Here is a 17,574-nt window from a genome sequence, read left to right on the forward strand (position 1 = left end):
GAGTGTTTAGGACGGTTAGAACCGTCCTAAACACTCACAAGCCGCTTTGCTCACCCCGTGCGCGGGTCACCCACGCGGCCTAGCGACAATGGAGGCCGTTGTCGTCGGTGCGGAGAAGGGACTTCACGTGCGGGATCTGGTCGAGATCGGTATGGGTCGTACCGCGCGGCGGGCGTATGACCTCGATGACGTGGAGATCGTCCCGTCGCGGCGGACGCGGTCGTCCTCCGCGGTGTCCACGGCCTGGCAGATCGACGCCTACCGGTTCGACCTGCCGCTGGTGACGCACCCGACCGACGCCATCGTGTCGCCGGGCACGGCCGTCGCGATCGGCGAGCTGGGCGGGCTGGGCGTGCTGAACGCCGAGGGCCTCTGGGCCCGGCACCCGAACGTCGAGGACGCCATCTTCCGGCTGGTCCGCGCGGCCGAGGACGGCGAGGACCCCACGGCCGTCGTCCGCGAGCTGCAGGACCTGCACTCGGCGCCGGTCCGGCTCGACCTGCTCAGCGAGGCCATCAAGACCGTCCGCGAGTCGGGGGTGACGGTGGCCGCGCGGGTCAGCCCGCAGCACGCCGCCGAGCTGACGCCCGACCTGCTCGCGGCGGGCGTCGAGATCCTGGTCGTGCAGGGCACGATCATCTCCGCCGAGCACGTGGAGCGCGAGGCCGAGCCGCTGAACCTCAAGGAGTTCATCGGACGGCTGGACGTGCCCGTGATCGCCGGCGGCGTGAGCGACTACCGCACGGCCATGCACCTCATGCGCACCGGCGCGGCGGGCGTGATCGTCGGCCACGGCTACACCCCGGGCGTCACCAGCACCGACCGCGTGCTCGGCATCGGCGTCCCGATGGCCACCGCGGTGGTCGACGCGGCCGCCGCCCGCCGTGACTACCTGGACGAGACGGGCGGCCGGTACGTCCACGTGCTCGCCGACGGCGGCATGACGACGTCGGGCGACATCGCGAAGGCCATCGCCTGCGGCGCGGACGCGGTGATGCTCGGCGCCCCGCTCGCGACCGCCAGCGACGCCCCGGGCCAGGGCCTGTACTGGACGGCCGCCGCGGCCCACCCGTCGCTGCCGCGCTCCCGCGTGGTCGCCGGCCCGGACTCGGACTACGCGGTCGACCTGAAGACCCTGCTCTTCGGCCCGTCCTCGGACGCCGAGGGCGTGGTCAACCTGTTCGGCGCCCTCCGCCGCGCGATGGCGAAGGCCGGGTACTCGGACCTGAAGGAGTTCCAGCGGGTCGGGCTGACCGTGCGCCGCTGACGCGAACGAATGCCCTGAAGGCCACCATGAGGGCATAAAGGTCCCTCATGGTGGCCTTCAGGGACATTGCCGGGGCGGGGGTAACCGGCGGGTAACTTACGTCTGGCCAGAAGGACATCCCGGGGTTACTCTCGATCCTGTGACTGCCAGTAACACCACCACATCGCCGGGCAGCCCCGACTACGACGTTGTTGTCGTGGGGTCGGGGTTCGGAGGCAGCGTCGCGGCGCTGCGGCTGACCGAGAAGGGCTATCGCGTCGCGGTGGTCGAGGCCGGGCGGCGGTTCGCGGACGACGAGTTCGCGAAGACCTCCTGGGACCTCAAGCGCTACCTCTGGGCGCCGCAGCTCGGCTGTTACGGCATCCAGCGCGTGCACATGCTCTCGGACGTGATGGTGCTGGCGGGCGCGGGCGTCGGCGGCGGTTCGCTGGTCTACGCGAACACGCTTTACCGCCCGCTCAAGCCGTTCTACGCCGACCGGCAGTGGTCGCACATCACCGACTGGGAGTCGGAGCTGGCGCCGCACTACGACCAGGCGAGCCGGATGCTCGGGGTGGTCACGAACCCCACCGTCACGCCGTCGGACGTCGTGATGCGCGAGGTCGCCGACGACATGGGCGTGGGCGATTCCTTCCACGCGACGCCGGTGGGCGTGTACTTCGGCAAGCCCGGTGAGAGCGTGAAGGACCCGTTCTTCGGCGGCGCCGGCCCCGACCGCGTCGGCTGCACCGAATGCGGCGCCTGCATGACCGGCTGCCGCGTCGGCGCGAAGAACACGCTGGTCAAGAACTACCTGTACCTCGCGGAGCAGGACGGCGCGAAGGTCATCCCGCTCACCACGGTCACCTCGGTCCGCCCCGTCGGCGACGGCTACCGCGTCACGCTGCAGAAGACCGGCACTCGCTCGAAGCGCTTCCGCACCACGGTCACCGCCGGCCAGGTGGTGTTCGCGGCGGGCACCTGGGGCACGCAGAACCTGTTGCACCGCATGAAGGACACGGGCACGCTGCCGAAGCTGTCGCGCCGCCTCGGCGAGCTGACGCGCACGAACTCCGAGGCCATCATCGGCGCCGGGCGCACCAAGGTCGACGACAGCCGGAACTTCAGCCGCGGCGTCGCCATCACCTCGTCCATTCACCCGGACGAGAACACCCACATCGAGCCCGTGCGCTACGGCAAGGGCAGCAACGCGATGAGCCTGCTGCAGACCATTTCCACCGACGGCTCCTCGCCGGTGCCGCGCTGGCGCCAGGCCGTCACCTTCATGGCCAAGCACCCGATCCAGTCGGCCCAGCTGCTCAACGGCTACCGCTGGAGCGAGCGGACCGTGATCCTGCTGGTGATGCAGAGCCTGGACAACTCCATCACCACCTACACCAAGCGAGGCCTGTTCGGCCGGCGCAAGTACGCGTCGAAACAGGGCCACGGCGAGCCGAACCCGAGTTTCATCCCGGCCGGGCACGAGGCGAACGAGCGCACGGCCGAGCACATCGGCGGCATCGCGGGCGGCACCTGGGGCGAGATCTTCGACATCCCGCTCACGGCCCACTTCATCGGCGGCGTGCCGATCGGCGACAGCGCCGAGGCCGGCGTGATCGACCCGTACCACCGCGTCTTCGGCTACCCCGGACTGTCCGTTGTGGACGGATCGGCGATCACGGCGAACCTCGGCGTGAACCCGTCGCTGACCATCGCGGCGCAGGCCGAGCGGGCGTTCTCCTTCTGGCCCAACAAGGGCGAGGCGGACCGGCGCCCGGCGCAGGAGGCGGCGTACACGCGGCTGGACCCGGTGGTCCCGAAGAACCCGGCGGTCCCTTCCGGCGCACCTGCCGCGCTGCGCCGATAAGCCCTACGATCGCCGGGTGAATCAGACGGCGGCGGTGGCCCGGGTCCGGGACCTGCAGGACGAGTGGGCACTGGTCATCGGCGCGCTGGACGAGGCGGCGGTGCGGGCGCCGAGCGCGTTGCCCGGCTGGTCGCGAGCCCACCTGCTGACGCACCTCGCGCGCAACGCCGACGGCATCGTCAACCTGCTGACCTGGGCCGACACCGGCGTCGAGCACCCGATGTACGGCCCGGGCACGGCTCGCGACGACGACATCGAGGCCGGCGCGGACCGCGGCGCCGCGGAGATACTGGCCGACGTCGTCGCGTCGGGGGAGCGGCTGGTGGACGTCGCGTCGGCGCTGCCGGACCGCGCCTGGACGGCCCCGGTCCGCGCCCGTCTCGGCCAGCGGATCACCGGCGCGAACGCGCTGACACTGCGCCTGGCAGAGACCACTGTCCACCTCGTCGACCTGGACCGCGGCCACGACTTCGCCCGGGCCACGGCGTTGCTGGGCCCGTTCGTGGGCGACGTCATCGAGAACATGATCGGCATGTACACCGGCGATCTCCCGTCCCGCCTCCTGGTCACGACCGACGGCACCCGCAGCTGGACGATGGGCGACGGCTCCGGCGGCACGGTCACCGGCAGCCCCGGCGACCTGCTGGCCTGGGTCTCGGGCCGGGCCGACGGCTCCGCGCTGAGCGGGCCGGTGCCGGACCTGGGTTCGCTGATCTGAGACGTCCGTTTCAGCCCGCCTGCCGGGGCGCGGCCAGCTCGTCGTCGTCGCCGACGATGCCGAGCTGCTGCAGCACGGCGAAGCGGTCGGTCATGACGTCGACCTCGGTGATCAGGCCGCCGGACAGGCGCAGCTTCAGGAAACCGCGCCAGGTCGCGCTGCGGCCGGTCGCGGAGCCGCGGCGGTAGTAGCCCGTGCTGGTGGCCGAAAGCGTGACCGTGGCGGCGACCAGGTCGGCCTCGGCGATCATCGAGTCCACCGTCACGCGGAGGTCGGGGAAGGCTGTCAGCAGCTGCTCCCAGCCGGCGCGGAACGCGGCCAGCCCGCCGGTCGGCGCGTCGACCACCACCGGGCCGGTCTCCGTGACGTGCTCGGCCACCACTGACGCCAGGCGCCGGCTCTCATCGACGAGCACGGCATCGCCGCGTTGTCCATGCGCAAGCTCGGCGCCGAATTGGACGTCGAGGCGATGACGCTCTACCACTACGTGCCGAACAAGGACGCCCTGCTCGAAGCCCTCGTCGACCGGCTCATCTCGGCGCTCGCCGGCATCCGGCCCGAGCCGGGGGAGCGCTGGGACGGCTGGCTCGGCCGCGTCGCGCGCGCCTACCGCGAGCAGTTGCTCGCCCACCCGGGCGTGCTGCCGCTCGCCGCGACCCGGCCGGTGACCAGCGTCGAGTCGCTGGAGCTGGCCGAGACGGCGTTGGGCGTGCTCGGGCTGCCGCCGGCCCGCGGGCTCGACGTGGTCAGCACGGTGATGACCTTCGTGCTCGGCCACACCCTCGCCGAGGCCGGTCGCGCACCCGGCGTCGAGTCTGATGTGGACAGTCTGGCGAACCTGGACGCCGGTCGGTTTCCCCTGCTCGCACGAGCCTTGAGCGACGGCGCGCGGCACGCGGAGCGGTTCGAGTTCGCCCTCGCCGCACTGCTGGCCGGACTCGTCGAGAGCACCCGGACCGGCACTGAGCGCAACCGGCGCCGTCCGCGTAACGTCTCTACAACATGACTGCAGTCGGGAGAAGGACGTTCCTGCGTGCCGCCGGTCTGACGGCGGTCGGCGCGGTGGCCGCGGCGTGCTCGCCGGGCAACGGCAGCCCGCCGGCCGGTTCGAGCAGCAGCGCCATGCCGTCGTCACCGCCGCCGACCAGCACCAGACCGTCCGGGCCGCCGGACTGGAACGCGCTGCGGGGCAAGCTCAGCGGTGACCTCCTGCTCTCCGGCGACGGCAAGTTCGCCAGCGCCAAGCGCGGCTTCAACCCCCTGTTCGACGGTCACAACCCGGCCGCCGTCGCGAAGATCGGCAAGCCCGAGGACGTGCAGGCGTGTCTCGGCGCGGCCGCGGGACGGCTCCCGATCGCCGCGCGCAGCGGCGGCCACAGCTACGCGGGCTACTCGGTGCCGGACGCCGGGCTGGTCCTCGACGTCAGCGCGCTGTCTCAAGTGGACGTTCAGGGCGAGCAGGTCACGATCGGCGCGGGCGCCCGGCTCACGGACGTCTACGCAGCGCTGGCCAAGGCCGGACGGTGCCTGCCCGCGGGCTCCTGCCCGACGGTCGGCATCGCCGGGCTCACCCTCGGCGGCGGCATCGGCGTGCTGACCCGCAAGTACGGCCTGACCTGCGACCACCTCACCTCCGCGCAGGTGGTGACCGCGGACGGCAAACTGCGCACGGCCGACGCCGGCACCGAGCCGGACCTGTTCTGGGCCCTGCGCGGCGGCGGTGGCGGCAACTTCGGCGTGGTCACCTCGTTCACGTTCAGCACCGAACCGGCGCCGGACATCACCGTCTTCTCGCTGCACTTCCCGGGCGGCGCGGCGGCCGACGCGCTGGACGCGTGGCAGCGGTGGCTGCCGACCACACCGCCCGAGCTGTGGTCGAACATCGTCGTTTCCGGCGGCTCGCCGGTGCAGTGCCGGATCGGCGGCGCGTTCGTCGGCGGCTCGGCCGCGCTCACGGCGCTGCTGGGCAAGCTGGACGCCACCCCGTCGAGCCGCACCATCAAGGGCCTGACCTACTCGGGCGCGATGGACTACTTCTCCGGCAGCTCCAGCCGGCAGACGTTCGTGGCTTCGTCGCGGATCATCACCGACCCGGTGGCCGGCGCGAAGGTGAGCGACCTCGCGTCCGGCCACAAGGGCATGGACCTGCTGATCGACGGCCTCGGCGGCGCGGTCGCGAACCTCGCGCCGACGGACACCGCGTTCTGGCACCGCAAGGCGCTGGCCAGCGTGCAGGTCTACGCGCCGGCGACGGCAGGGAACCGCTCGTCCGTCGCGAAGCCGGTGTCCACTGTGGTCGGTGGACTCGCCGACGCGGGCGCGAGCGGCGCCTACGTCAACTACATCGACCCGGACCTGCCGGACTGGAAGACCGCGTACTACGGCGACAACGCCGCCCGGCTCGAGAAGGTCGCGAAGACCTACGACCCGGACGGCGTGTTCAAGTTCGCCCAGTCCTTGTGAGTGTTTATGACGGTTAGAACCGTCCTAAACACTCACAAGGGGTTCAGAGGTCGACCCCGGTGAAGACCGTCACGCGTTCCTCGGTGAAGTCGTTCATCGCCGACAGCACGCCCTCGCGGCCGACGCCGGAGCCCTTCACGCCGCCGTAGGGCATCTGGTCGGCCCGGTAGGACGGCACGTCGCCGATGATCACGCCGCCGACCTCCAGCTCGGCCGACGCGTGGAAGGCGAGCTGGACGTCGCTGGTGAAGACGCCGGCCTGCAGCCCGTAGGCCGAGGCGTTGACGGCGGCGAACGCCTCGTCCACACCGTCCACAACGGACACCGCGAGCACCGGGCCGAAGATCTCCTCGGCCCACGCCTTCGTCTCCGGCGGGACGTCGGTGAGCAGGGTCGGGGCCACCGTCGCGCCGTCGCGGGTGCCGCCGGTGAGCACCTTCGCGCCCGCGGCCACCGCCTCGTCCACCCACGCGACGATCCGCTCGGCGGCGGCCTCGTCGACGACCGGGCCGACGTCGGTGTTGCGGTCGTACGGGTCACCGGTCTGCTGTGCCTCGACGGCCTCCACCAGCGCGGGCACGAACTCCTCGGCGACCGCGGCGTCCACGATCACCCGCTGCACCGCGATGCAGGACTGGCCGGCCTGGTAGTTGCCGAAGGTCGCGATGCGGTGCGCGGCGCCCTCGGGGTCCGGCCAGTCGCGCAGGACGACGGCCGCGGCGTTGCCGCCCAGCTCCAGCACCACGTGCTTGCGCGGCGCGGCGTCCGCGATCGACCAGCCGACCGGGCCGGAGCCGGTGAACGACACCACGGGCAGCCGCGGGTCGGCGACCAGCGCCTGCGTCTCCTCGTTGCCCAGCGGCAGCACGGAAAACGCGCCCTCGGGCAGCTCGGTCTCGCCCAGGATCTCACCGAGGACCAGCGCGGACAGCGGGGTGCGCGGCGCGGGCTTGACGATGATCGGCGCGCCGACCGCCAGCGCCGGCGCCACCTTGTGCGCCACCAGGTTCAGCGGGAAGTTGAACGGCGCGATGCCCAGCACCGGCCCGCGCGGAACCCGCCGGGTGAGCGCGAGACGGGCGTCGCCGGCCGGGTCGCTGTCGAGCCGCTGGACGTCGCCGGTGTAGCGGCGGGCCTCCTCGGAGGCGATGCGGAACACCGACACCGCGCGGCTCACCTCGGCCTCGGCCCACTTCAGCGGCTTGCCGTTCTCCGCGGTGATGACCTCGGCGATCTCGTCGGCGCGCGCCTGCAGCCCGCGGGAAACGTGTTCGAGCGCCTTGGCGCGGACGTGCGCGGGGCTGTGGCGGAACTCCTTCGCCACTCCGGCCGCCGCGGCCACTGCGCGTTCCACTTGTTCCGGGCCGGGGACGGCGACGGTCGCGACCTCGCTGCCGTCGTACGGGTGGTGCACCGTCAGCGTGGCGACGCCCTGCTCGGGCCGCCCGGCGATCCACGACGGCCGCGGTTCCGGGGTGATCATGTCCATACGTACCAAGGTATTCGGGCCGGGGCCCGGCCGGGCGGACCCCCACCCGTCCGGGGCAACGCGCGCGTCGCCCCGGACGCCGGGTTCATGGCTTGACGAGCACTTTCAACGCCTCGCGGTCGGCCATCGCCTGGTAGCCCGCGGGCACGTCGGACAGGCCGATCGTGCGGTCGAAGACCCGGCCGGGCTGGTAGCGGCCCGACAGCACGTCGGGCAGCAGCTCCGGGATGTAGCGCCGCGCGGGGGCGACGCCGCCGGTGATGGTGACGTTGTTTATGAAGACCGGCCGGCCGATCGGGCCCTCCGGGTACTGCGGCACGCCGACGCGGCTCAGCGCGCCGCCCGCGCGCACCACGCCGAGGCCCATCTCGAACGCCGGCTTCGTGCCGACGCACTCCAGCACGGTGTGCGTGCCGCGGCCGCCGGTCAGCTCGCGGACCAGCGCGATGCCCTCCTCGCCGCGCTCGGCGACCACGTCCGTCGCGCCGAACTCGCGGCCCAGCGCGGTGCGCTGCTCGTGGCGTCCCATGAGGACGATCCGCTCGGCGCCCAGGCGGTGCGCGGCCAGCACCGCGGACAGGCCCACGGCACCGTCGCCGACCACCGTGACGGTCTTGCCCTTCGTCACACCCGCGGTGACGGCGGCGTGGTGGCCGGTGGAGAAGACGTCCGAGAGCGTCAACATCGACGCCAGCAGGTCTTCGTCCTCGGTGTGCGGCAGCTGCACGAGCGTGCCGTCGGCCTGCGGCACCCGCACGGCCTCGCCCTGTCCGCCATCGACGCCGGGCTCGCCCCAGTTGCCGCCGTTCAGGCACGAGGTCTGCAGGCCCTCCCGGCAGAACTCACAGGTGTTGTCGGAGTACTTGAACGGCGCGACGACGAGGTCGCCCTTGCGCACGCTTGTCACCTCCGCGCCGGTCTCCTCGACGACGCCGAGGAACTCGTGGCCGATCGGCCGGCCCTGCTCCTGCGCCGGCATGCTGCCGTACGGCCAGAGGTCGCTGCCGCAGATGCACGACCGGACGACGCGGACCAGGGCGTCGGTCGGCTCGACCAGCTTCGGGTCCGGCACCGTCTCCACACGGACGTCGCCGGCGCCGTAGATGAGAGTCGCTCGCATGAAGATCCTTTCCCGGGGGTTCGGCTTCACCCTGTTGAGAGTCGATTCGGCCCCGATTCATTCCACGTGACGCATGCCGTGGGCGACTGGTGACAAATGTCGGGGGTACTCCGCGGCGGCCGGACCTACCTTTCAGAGCATGAGCACTTCGGTGATGTCGCGCTGGCACGGGAACCCGATCGTGGCCGTCTTCGACCGGATCGGCACCGGTCGCAAGCCGGTGCTCACCGGGGTCGTGGCCGTGGTCACCGCCGCGGTGCTCGTCGCGCAGCTCGTGCACCCCGCCCTGTTCGGCCAGTTCCGCCGCGACGGCGCGGCCATCGACGCCGGCGAGTGGTGGCGCCTGGTCACCGGCATGTTCTTCCAGGACGGCAAGCTGCTCGGCGGGCTCTTCAACCTGGTGGCCCTGGTCGTGGTCGGCACGCTGGCCGAGGGTTATTTCGGCCGGGCGCGGTGGTTCGTCCTGTACTTCGGCTGCGGCCTGTTCGGGCAGTTCCTGAGCTATGTCTGGCTGCAGCCGGTCGGGGCGGGCAACTCGATGTGCGTCGCGGGCCTGATCGGGGCGCTCGCCGTCGCGCTGTACCGGGCGCCGGCGCGTCACGGGGTGCAGCTGCCGTCGCCGGCCTTCGTCGCGCCGCTGCTGGTTCTTTCGCTCGCGCTGCTCGACACGCTGCTGCACGACAACCACGGGATGCCGGCGCTGCTGGGGATGGCGCTGGGGTTCGCGCTCCTGCCGAAGGCGTCCGTTAAGGCCTCCTTACCCGCGTCCGACGCGGGTAAGGAGGCCTTAACGGACTAAGGGGGACGCTGGGGGTAGGGCGGTCCGGTCCGTTCGCCGAGGGGGCGAGCGGACCGGACCGCCTTGTTACGTCAGTGCCCGGGCCGGTTGCGGTAGAGGTCGCGCAGCAGCAGGACCTCCGCGCCGTGGTGGATCGCCTCGCGGGTGATGTGCAGGACCAGCGTGGCCATCGGCGATTCCGCGTACGGGCCCTCCGCCGGCCCGACCGGGCGCGCCAGTGCTTCGGCGTCCAGGTCGCGGACGCCCGCGATCCAGGAGGCGTAGGCGTCGTCCAGCTGCTTGACCGCCTCGGCCGCGGTGCCGGCGTACGGGAACGATTCGTAGCTCATCGGCGGGCCGCCGAAGTGCGACGCCGCGCGCATGCCGAACACGCCGACGGTGACGTGGGCCATCCGCCAGGCGATCGTCGTCACCGGGGGCGGCTCCGGCTCGGGGAAGCTGAAGTCGATCGTGAAGTCCCCGGAGCCCGGCCCGTCCGGCCGCTCCGCCCGCGGGCGCACGGTCCAGCAGCCGTCGACGGGCTGCCACAGGTACTCGTCGTCGGTCAGCCCGTCCAGGCGCGGGCGCACGTGGTTCGACCAGTGCCAGTCGAGCTGTTCGTGCAGTTCGGTGGTCCAAGCGACAGTCATGAGGGGACCGTAAGCCCCATCGAGGACAGCCCGCGTCCTCGTTCGTGGGGCAGCGGCGGCGTGACGGGGCCCACCTGGGACGATGGGGGCACAAAGCGCTCACCGCCTGGAGGTCTTAGGTGCCCAGTCCCACCGGTCCGGTACTCGTCATGGACTTCGGGGCGCAGTACGCGCAGCTGATCGCCCGCCGCGTGCGGGAGGCCCAGGTCTACTCCGAGGTGGTGCCGTCGAGCGCGACCGCGGAGGAGCTGCTGGCCAAGAACCCGTCCGCGATCATCCTGTCCGGCGGCCCGTCGAGCGTCTACGCCGAGGGCGCGCCCGGCATGGACCCGAAGCTCGTCGAGGCGGGCGTGCCGATCCTCGGCATCTGCTACGGCCACCAGCTGCTCGCGCGGGCGCTGGGCGGGGTCGTGGAGCCCACCGGCGTCCGCGAGTTCGGCCGCACCGACGTGCGGATGGTCGGCGAGGGCGGCGTGCTCCACACCGGCCTGCCTTCGCACCAGACGGCGTGGATGAGCCACAACGACAGCGTCACCAAGGCGCCCGAGGGCTCCGTGGTCACCGCGTCCTCCGACGGCGCGGCGGTGGCCGGCTTCGAGGACGTCGAGCGGCGCTTCGCCGGCGTGCAGTACCACCCGGAGGTGGCGCACTCGCCGCACGGGCAGGAGGTGCTGCGCCGGTTCCTGCACGACATCGCGGGCATCCGTCCCCAGTGGACGACTTTGTCCATTGTGGACGAGCAGGTGCAGCGGATCGCGGCTCAGGTCGGCGACGGGCGGGCGATCTGCGGCCTGTCCGGCGGCGTGGACTCGGCCGTCGCCGCGGCGCTGGTGCAGCGCGCGATCGGGGACCGGCTGACCTGTGTGTTCGTCGACCACGGCCTGCTGCGCGCCGGTGAGCGGACGCAGGTGGAGCGCGACTTCGTCAACGCCACGGGCGTCAAGCTCGTCACCGTCGACGCGCGCGACCGGTTCCTCGACGCGCTCGCCGGGGTCACCGACCCCGAGCAGAAGCGCAAGATCATCGGCCGTGAGTTCATCCGCGTGTTCGAGCAGGCGGAGCGCGACCTCAAGGCGCAGGGCGACTTCAAGTTCCTCGTGCAGGGCACGCTGTACCCGGACGTCGTCGAGTCCGGCGGCGGCGAGGGCACGGCGAACATCAAGAGCCACCACAACGTCGGCGGCCTGCCTGACGACCTGCAGTTCGAGCTGGTCGAGCCGCTGCGCCTGCTGTTCAAGGACGAGGTGCGGCGCGTGGGCCTGGAGCTGGGCCTGCCGGAGACGATCGTGCAGCGCCAGCCGTTCCCCGGCCCGGGCCTGGGCATCCGGATCATCGGCGCGGTCGACGCGTCGCGGCTCGAAACGCTGCGCGCGGCTGACGCCATCGCCCGCGAGGAGCTGACGGCCGCGGGCCTCGACCAGGAGATCTGGCAGTGCCCCGTGGTGCTGCTGGCGGACGTGCGCAGCGTCGGCGTGCAGGGTGACGGCCGGACCTACGGTCACCCCATCGTGCTGCGCCCGGTGTCGTCGGAGGACGCGATGACCGCCGACTGGACCCGCCTGCCGTACGAGGTGCTGGAGCGGATCTCGACGCGCATCACCAACGAGGTCGCGGAGGTCAACCGCGTGGTGCTCGACGTGACGAGCAAGCCGCCGGGCACCATCGAGTGGGAGTGACGGATGTGGGTCCTGGGGGTCCTGCTGGTCGTCGCGGCCGTGGCGGGTTTCGTCTGGATGCGGGCGACCAAGAGCGAGCTGCACGCGATGATCGGCACGGAGACGTTGAGTTTCCCGGAGCTGGAGGAACTGCGCCGGGTCTCCGATGAGCTGGGCGGGCGCGGCGGGTTCCGCAAGGTCACCGAGGTGGTCGGCGCCGCGCACCCGAGGCCGGAGGGGCCGCTGATCGCGGAGGTCAGCAAGACCCCGTGCGTCTGGTACCGCTACCAGGTCGAGCGCGAGTACGAGCACGTTGTGTACCGCGATGGCCGGCGCCGCCGGTCCAAGCGCACCGAGAAGGTCGCCGACCACACCTCGAACGAGGGCTACGCGCTGATCGACGAGCAGGGCCGCACCATCGGGGTCGCGCCGGACGGGACCCGGCCCGAGGCCGTCGAGCAGACGGTGGACCGGTTCGAGCCCTACCAGGGTGGCGACCAGTCGTTCGAACTGTTCGGCCTCCGGCTGCCGGCCCTGCTCGGGGGCAGCCGGGATTCGACCCTCGGCTACCGCTACCGGGAATGGCTCATCCGGCCGGGCACGCGCCTGTACGTCCTGGGCGAGGCGCACGACAACGCCGGCCCGCTGGTGATCGGGAAACCCCGGGAGCGCGGGCATTTCCTCATCGCGGCCAAAACCGAAGAGGAGCTGCGGGCCGACCGGACCCGCCGCCACAAGCTCCTCGCGGCCGGTGTGCTGATCGCGTTCTTCGGCGGAATCGCGCTGACCGTGGTCGGGATCGTCCGGTAGGGCGCGTCTGTTCGAACTGGACATGAAGAAGGCCCCGGACATCGCGTCCGGGGCCTTCTTCGTTGGTATGAGTGGGTTTTCCCGTGGTTACGGCCGCCGCTTGCGGAACGACGCGCCCAGCAGCAGCACCCCGACGAACACCGCGCCGCCCGCGAGGATCCAGCGGAAGTCGAAGGTCGGCATCCAGCTGGCGCCGTCGGAGAGGACGTACGCGGACACCAGCAGGGTCACCAGGCCGACGATCAGGCTGAACACGTCCACGCCGCGTCGCGCCGGGCGGGTCTGCTGCTGCTCGGATTCCGGGTAGGCGTAAGGGTTTTCAGCCACGTCGCACCTCCAAATTGCCCACGCCGTTCGAGACGTGCAGGGTGATCTTCTGTCCGCCGGGGCCGTCGTCGCCGAGGTCGGTGCCGGTGATGGGGGACTGGCCGACGCCGTCGGCGGAGCGGTTGAAACAGGTCACGTTGCCCGCGGTGTTCTTGCAGTCGAACGTGACGTCGGCGTTCGCGGGGACCGTCACGACGGTGTTGCCGGCGCCGTTGGACACCGTGGTGGTGATCGGGCCGGTGAGCGGCAGCTGGGTCAGGTCGACCCGGAGGTCGCCCGCCGCGTGCTGGTAGACCGGCTGCAGCTCCGCGGCCGAACGCGGGGTGGCGTTCAGGTCGCCGACGCCGCCGCGCAGGTCGAGGCCGGAGAACGGGCTCGTGGTGAGGACCATCCCGACGATCGCCAGCGGCACCGCCAGCCCGATCAGGCCGCGTGAGCCGCGGACGAACGCGCCCGCCACCAGCCCGACACCCAGCACGCCGAGCACCATGCCGACGATGTGCCGCACCGAGAACCAGTCGACGCCGTTGAGGTTCAGCATCACGCCGATGCCGGCCACGAGCACGGCCGCCCAGAACGTCATCGAGCCGATCTTCGACCGCGGCTGACGGGGCTGGGGCTGGTAGGAGCGCGGTTCCTCGGAGTAGGACGGGGCAGGCGGTGGTGGCGGCGCCGCCGGGTCGGGCAGGTCCCAGCCCCCGGGCGCGGCCGCGAGCGGGTCCCAGCCGGGAGCGGCCGTGCCCGCCGCGGTGGTGTTATCGGTCATCGTGAAGGCTCCGGTTCCGGACGAGGCCTGCGCCGCCGCGTAGGAGGCGACGGGTGCCGGGCGGTTGTACTGACCGCGGCTGCGGTGCAGGAGGTAGAGGCCGATGGAGAGGAGCGCGAAGCCGATCAGGCCGCCGCCGTCGAACAAGCCGCCGTCGAACCAGCCACCGCCGAACGTCCAGGCGACGGCCGGGATCAGGGCCACGCACAGCACCACGGTGAACGCCGTCGTCATCGACGAGCGGCCCCGGCCGACCATCGACTCGAAGCCCGACACGTCGTCACCCTCGCTCGGGAACAGCAGCCAGCCCAGCAGGTAGAACACCAGCCCGAAGCCGCCGAACACGGTCGCCGCCACCAGCGCGACCCGGATGACCACGGGGTCGACCCCGTACCGGTCGCCCAGCCCCGCCGCGACCCCGGCCACCTTCCGGTTGGCGTGCGGCCGCCGGGGCCTGCTGACCCAGAAGTCCTTGACCGTCTCCTCGAACCCGTTGAGGGGATTCGTCTTCGGAGCCCGCGCCTCATTCGCACCACTCATACCGAAAAGCATGCGGGACGAGCGGGGCCGCCACATCGGGGATGGTCCCTGATGTTTCGGCTCAGGGTCAGGCCCACTCCTACCGGGCCGAACTGTCCTTACGGTGCACGGCCTCGATGCCGGCCAGGATGAGGTCGATGCCGGCGAGGAACTGCTCGCGGTCATCGTGTTCGCGCAGTTGAGTCCTGGCCCGGTGCACGGACGGGTACCTGGCGGGGTCGAGCTGCGCCCACCGTGCGGCGACGGAGGCGAGGAAGGCCGACCGGTCCATCTTGCTGTTGGCGAGCGCGCGGACGTTGGCGGCGTTCTGCCCGGCGACGCCGAGGATGTAGTTCACGAGCACACCCGCGGAATCGGACAACGCCCGCTGGGGCACGTCGAGTGCTTGCAGCTGCCGGCTGATGCTCTCGTAGATGTCCAGCAGCGCCGGCCGCCAGGGCTCCTTGGTGAGCTGGGCGCCGACCCAGGGGTGGGCGTCGATCGCATCGAACAGGCCGAGCGCGACGGCACGCAGCGTTTGCCGGGGCCCGGCGCCGGCGGCGAGGTCGGTCACGATGCCGGCGATGACGTGGTCGGTGGCCGCCGCGAGCAGGTCGTCCCGGTCCGTGACGTGGTGGTAGATCGCCCCGTACCCGGTGGCCAGGCGCACGGTGAGCGCCCGCAAGGTCAGCGCGTCCTCGCCGTCGGCATCGAGCATTTCGGTGGCGGCCTTGACGATCACGTCCCTGGACAGCGCCTCCTTGCGTCGGGGGGCCCGTGCGGGCTTGGTCGCCATGGGCCTCATCCTGCCATAAATGGATCGCCGCTCCAAACTTCTGCTAACGTCGTTGGAGCGACAATCCAATGAGTTTCGGAGGAGCACGATGACTACCCCGATCACCATCGTCGGAGCCGGCCTCGGCGGCCTCGTCCTGGCCCGCGTCCTGCACGTACACGGCATCCCGGTCACGGTCTACGAAGCGGAGGCCTCGGCGGCCGCGCGCACCCAGGGCGGGCTGCTCGACATCCACCCCTGGAACGGCCAGCCGGCGCTCGAGGCCGCCGGCTTGATCGAGAAGTTCCGCGGCCTCGTCCTGCCCGGGCGTGAGTCCTATCGGGTGCTGGACCAGGTCGGGACGGTTCTGCTCGACCGGCCCGACGACGGCACCGGCGAGCGTCCCGAAGTGTCACGCGGCGAGCTGCGGCAACTGCTGCTGGACTCGCTTCCGGACGGCATCGTGCGATGGGGACGCAAGGTCAGCGGCGTGCAGGCCCTCGGCGACGGCCGCCATGAGTTGCGTTTCACCGACGGCGCCACCGTTCCCACGAGCGTGCTGATCGGGGCGGACGGGGCGTGGTCGCGGATCCGTCCGCTGCTGTCCGACGCCACCCCGGAGTACGTGGGCGTCACGTCCGTCGAGTACTTCATGTTCGACGGGGACACCCGCCATCGCGCCACGGCGGAGGCGGTCGGCGCCGGGTCGTTGTTCGCGCTCGCGCCGGGCAAGGGATTCCTGGTTTACCGGGAAAGAGGCGGCACTCTGCACACGTACGTCCAGATCAAGGCGCCACGGGGCTGGCTCGCCGGCACCGACGATGGCGCAGCCGTGTCGACGCGGATCGTCGCCGAGTTCGACGGGTGGGCGCCCGAGCTCACCGCGCTGATCACCGACAGTGACACCGCGCCGGTCATCCGCCCGCTCCACACCCTGCCGGCCGGGCACCGCTGGGCTCGCGTGCCGGGGGTGACCCTGATCGGCGACGCCGCCCACCTCGCGCCCCCGAACGGCGAAGGCGCGAACACGGCCATGCAGGACGGAGCCGAACTCGGCCGGGCCATCGCCGCGCACCCCGACGACGTCGAGGCCGCGCTGGCCCAGTACGAGCAGGCCATGTTCCCGCGCGTCGCCGCCGAGGCGGGAGGCGAGGACATCTACGACCTCATGCTCGGCGACGACGCGCCCCACAGCTGGATCGCCATGATGAGCGCCGACGCCCCTCCGGCACCAAGTCGTAGCGGAAAGTAGCCGGTCGGATACCCGCACGCCGGATTCGCTCGATCGTGGAAGGTGGCAGGATCGACGGCCCTCCACGTCATGGAAGGTGGTGCCGCGATGGCACTCGGTATCGACATCTACCGGTCGTTCCAGACGGTGACGAGCTGGCCCGCAGTACAGGGCGCCGGGGTCGAGTTCGTTTACGTGAAGCTGTCCGACGGTGGTGGCATGCCGGTCGGCGGCACCGGGGACAACGAGGTGAACGGCGCCAGGTCCGTCGGCATCCCGGTCGGCGGTTACCACTTCGTCCAGCTGAACCCGGCCCCGGAGACACAGGCGGACATCCTGCTCGGCGAGGTCGCCCGGCTCGGCGCCACGGGCTGCGTCCCGATGCTGGACCTCGAGGACAACCCGGCGTCCTCAAGCCTGCCGAACATCCCGAACGACCAGAAGGCCGCGTTCGGCACGGCGTTCTGCAACCGCCTCGCGGCGCAGGGGTATCGGCCGGGCGTGTACCTGAACAACGCCCTCGCGAAGATCATCCGCCCCGACACGTGGGCCGTGCCGGACCTGGTCATCTGGATCGCCCGCTACGGCGCGCGCCCCGACGCGGCGGCCGGCCGCTACGACATCCACCAGTACAGCTCGAGCGGCTCCATCGCCGGCATCAACGCGCAGGGAGTCGACCTCGACTGGAGTTACACCGACGCCTACCTCACCACCACCCACGTCTCGGAGGACGACATGCCCGATCGCGAACTGCTGCCCACGGACGGCGCACGGACCCGATCCGTCACGCTGGTCGTGCCGAAGACCGCGGCCGAGCTGGTGATCACCGTCGGCTGGGTCAGCATGTATGTGGCGAAGGTGGCGCTCTTCGGCCCGACGCCCGACACCGGGACCAACACGCTCCAGACCCTCGACTACACCGAGGACCCGTTCCCAGTCGATGCCGGCCGCCCCTGGCAGATTCCCTTGCAGGGCGCCCGCGGCGCAGGCGATCTGGTGTCGGCGGAGATCACGTACTCGATGGCCCCGGCCCCGGCGGACAAGCCCGAAGTGATCGCGACGGCCGGCTTCCGCTGACCCCGCGCCCGGGCGCTGCCGCGAACTCGCGCGGCCGAATATGTATCACCACCACCCTTCGCGGGCTCCTTCCTGCGAAAGGT

General features: G+C 71.5%; 17 protein-coding genes. 10 read left to right on the plus strand and 7 right to left on the minus strand.

What is annotated here, in order from left to right:
• Positions 1-127: 127 nt before the first annotated feature.
• The 3 genes from OG943_RS41080 (at position 128) to OG943_RS41090 (ending at position 3,831) form a co-directional block, all read left to right on the plus strand.
• The gene (locus OG943_RS41080) at positions 128-1,267 is read left to right on the plus strand and encodes a GuaB3 family IMP dehydrogenase-related protein (protein ID WP_328606271.1); all 1,140 of its coding nucleotides are present in this window, start codon (positions 128-130) and stop codon (positions 1,265-1,267) included.
• Between the two features lie 139 nt (positions 1,268-1,406).
• Positions 1,407-3,113, plus strand: coding sequence for a GMC family oxidoreductase (locus tag OG943_RS41085; protein WP_328606272.1), 1,707 nt, complete (start codon positions 1,407-1,409; stop codon positions 3,111-3,113).
• A 16-nt stretch (positions 3,114-3,129) separates the two neighbouring features.
• Positions 3,130-3,831 (plus strand): maleylpyruvate isomerase family mycothiol-dependent enzyme, encoded by a 702-nt coding sequence (locus tag OG943_RS41090; protein WP_328606273.1) that lies wholly within the window; start codon positions 3,130-3,132, stop codon positions 3,829-3,831.
• A 10-nt stretch (positions 3,832-3,841) separates the two neighbouring features.
• On the opposite strand, the gene OG943_RS41095 is transcribed toward OG943_RS41090, so the two are convergent.
• A complete protein-coding gene (locus OG943_RS41095) occupies positions 3,842-4,246 on the minus strand; it encodes an ester cyclase (protein WP_328606274.1) in 405 nt (134 codons plus the stop codon).
• Positions 4,247-4,264: 18 nt separating this feature from the next.
• Here OG943_RS41095 and OG943_RS41100 point away from each other — a divergent pair, with 18 nt between their 5' ends.
• Positions 4,265-4,837: a TetR/AcrR family transcriptional regulator C-terminal domain-containing protein gene (locus OG943_RS41100; RefSeq protein WP_328612294.1), complete on the plus strand. Its 573-nt coding sequence runs from the start codon at positions 4,265-4,267 to the stop codon at positions 4,835-4,837.
• The gene (locus tag OG943_RS41105) at positions 4,834-6,294 is read left to right on the plus strand and encodes an FAD-dependent oxidoreductase (protein WP_328606275.1); all 1,461 of its coding nucleotides are present in this window, start codon (positions 4,834-4,836) and stop codon (positions 6,292-6,294) included. Before OG943_RS41100 ends, OG943_RS41105 begins: the two co-directional genes overlap by 4 nt.
• A 43-nt stretch (positions 6,295-6,337) precedes the next feature.
• On the opposite strand, the gene OG943_RS41110 is transcribed toward OG943_RS41105, so the two are convergent.
• The gene (locus tag OG943_RS41110) at positions 6,338-7,783 is read right to left on the minus strand and encodes an aldehyde dehydrogenase family protein (RefSeq protein WP_328606276.1); all 1,446 of its coding nucleotides are present in this window, start codon (positions 7,781-7,783) and stop codon (positions 6,338-6,340) included.
• A gap of 85 nt (positions 7,784-7,868) precedes the next feature.
• Positions 7,869-8,903 (minus strand): zinc-dependent alcohol dehydrogenase family protein, encoded by a 1,035-nt coding sequence (locus OG943_RS41115; RefSeq protein WP_328606277.1) that lies wholly within the window; start codon positions 8,901-8,903, stop codon positions 7,869-7,871.
• 139 nt (positions 8,904-9,042) lie between these two features.
• Here OG943_RS41115 and OG943_RS41120 point away from each other — a divergent pair, with 139 nt between their 5' ends.
• On the plus strand, positions 9,043-9,702 hold the full coding sequence (locus tag OG943_RS41120; RefSeq protein WP_328606278.1) for a rhomboid family intramembrane serine protease: 660 nt from the start codon (positions 9,043-9,045) through the stop codon (positions 9,700-9,702).
• A gap of 71 nt (positions 9,703-9,773) precedes the next feature.
• On the opposite strand, the gene OG943_RS41125 is transcribed toward OG943_RS41120, so the two are convergent.
• Positions 9,774-10,331 (minus strand): DinB family protein, encoded by a 558-nt coding sequence (locus OG943_RS41125; protein WP_328606279.1) that lies wholly within the window; start codon positions 10,329-10,331, stop codon positions 9,774-9,776.
• 119 nt (positions 10,332-10,450) lie between these two features.
• Here OG943_RS41125 and guaA point away from each other — a divergent pair, with 119 nt between their 5' ends.
• Positions 10,451-12,007 (plus strand): glutamine-hydrolyzing GMP synthase, encoded by a 1,557-nt coding sequence (gene guaA / locus OG943_RS41130; protein ID WP_328606280.1) that lies wholly within the window; start codon positions 10,451-10,453, stop codon positions 12,005-12,007.
• Between the two features lie 3 nt (positions 12,008-12,010).
• On the plus strand, positions 12,011-12,796 hold the full coding sequence (locus tag OG943_RS41135; RefSeq protein WP_328606281.1) for a GIDE domain-containing protein: 786 nt from the start codon (positions 12,011-12,013) through the stop codon (positions 12,794-12,796).
• A gap of 87 nt (positions 12,797-12,883) precedes the next feature.
• Here OG943_RS41135 and OG943_RS41140 read toward each other — a convergent pair whose 3' ends face one another.
• From OG943_RS41140 to OG943_RS41150, 3 genes are all read right to left on the minus strand, one after another.
• The gene (locus OG943_RS41140; RefSeq protein ID WP_328606282.1) at positions 12,884-13,123 is read right to left on the minus strand and encodes a hypothetical protein; all 240 of its coding nucleotides are present in this window, start codon (positions 13,121-13,123) and stop codon (positions 12,884-12,886) included.
• Complete coding sequence (locus OG943_RS41145; protein ID WP_328606283.1) at positions 13,116-14,429, minus strand: PspC domain-containing protein; 1,314 nt, start codon at positions 14,427-14,429, stop codon at positions 13,116-13,118. Before OG943_RS41145 ends, OG943_RS41140 begins: the two co-directional genes overlap by 8 nt.
• Positions 14,430-14,508: 79 nt before the next feature.
• Positions 14,509-15,204: a TetR/AcrR family transcriptional regulator gene (locus OG943_RS41150; protein WP_328606284.1), complete on the minus strand. Its 696-nt coding sequence runs from the start codon at positions 15,202-15,204 to the stop codon at positions 14,509-14,511.
• An 88-nt stretch (positions 15,205-15,292) separates the two neighbouring features.
• Between OG943_RS41150 and OG943_RS41155 the strand changes: the two genes are divergently transcribed.
• Both OG943_RS41155 and OG943_RS41160 read left to right on the plus strand, forming a co-directional pair.
• A complete protein-coding gene (locus OG943_RS41155; protein ID WP_328606285.1) occupies positions 15,293-16,435 on the plus strand; it encodes an FAD-dependent oxidoreductase in 1,143 nt (380 codons plus the stop codon).
• A gap of 87 nt (positions 16,436-16,522) precedes the next feature.
• Positions 16,523-17,491 (plus strand): glycoside hydrolase family 25 protein, encoded by a 969-nt coding sequence (locus tag OG943_RS41160; RefSeq protein WP_328606286.1) that lies wholly within the window; start codon positions 16,523-16,525, stop codon positions 17,489-17,491.
• Positions 17,492-17,574: the final 83 nt, after the last annotated feature.

Origin of the sequence: Amycolatopsis sp. NBC_00345 (assembly GCF_036116635.1) — a bacterium.
GTDB lineage: Bacteria > Actinomycetota > Actinomycetes > Mycobacteriales > Pseudonocardiaceae > Amycolatopsis.

What these genes read in the sequence shown, in the direction of transcription:
- OG943_RS41160 (WP_328606286.1), top strand. Translation starts at nt 16,523, where the DNA reads ATGGCACTCGGTATCGACATCTACCGGTCGTTCCAGACGGTGACGAGC.
- OG943_RS41100 (WP_328612294.1), top strand. Translation starts at nt 4,265, where the DNA reads ATGCGCAAGCTCGGCGCCGAATTGGACGTCGAGGCGATGACGCTCTAC.
- OG943_RS41120 (WP_328606278.1), top strand. Translation starts at nt 9,043, where the DNA reads ATGAGCACTTCGGTGATGTCGCGCTGGCACGGGAACCCGATCGTGGCC.
- OG943_RS41145 (WP_328606283.1), bottom strand. Translation starts at nt 14,429, where the DNA reads ATGAGTGGTGCGAATGAGGCGCGGGCTCCGAAGACGAATCCCCTCAAC.
- OG943_RS41135 (WP_328606281.1), top strand. Translation starts at nt 12,011, where the DNA reads ATGTGGGTCCTGGGGGTCCTGCTGGTCGTCGCGGCCGTGGCGGGTTTC.
- OG943_RS41110 (WP_328606276.1), bottom strand. Translation starts at nt 7,783, where the DNA reads ATGGACATGATCACCCCGGAACCGCGGCCGTCGTGGATCGCCGGGCGG.
- OG943_RS41155 (WP_328606285.1), top strand. Translation starts at nt 15,293, where the DNA reads ATGACTACCCCGATCACCATCGTCGGAGCCGGCCTCGGCGGCCTCGTC.
- OG943_RS41105 (WP_328606275.1), top strand. Translation starts at nt 4,834, where the DNA reads ATGACTGCAGTCGGGAGAAGGACGTTCCTGCGTGCCGCCGGTCTGACG.
- OG943_RS41115 (WP_328606277.1), bottom strand. Translation starts at nt 8,903, where the DNA reads ATGCGAGCGACTCTCATCTACGGCGCCGGCGACGTCCGTGTGGAGACG.
- OG943_RS41150 (WP_328606284.1), bottom strand. Translation starts at nt 15,204, where the DNA reads ATGGCGACCAAGCCCGCACGGGCCCCCCGACGCAAGGAGGCGCTGTCC.
- OG943_RS41125 (WP_328606279.1), bottom strand. Translation starts at nt 10,331, where the DNA reads ATGACTGTCGCTTGGACCACCGAACTGCACGAACAGCTCGACTGGCAC.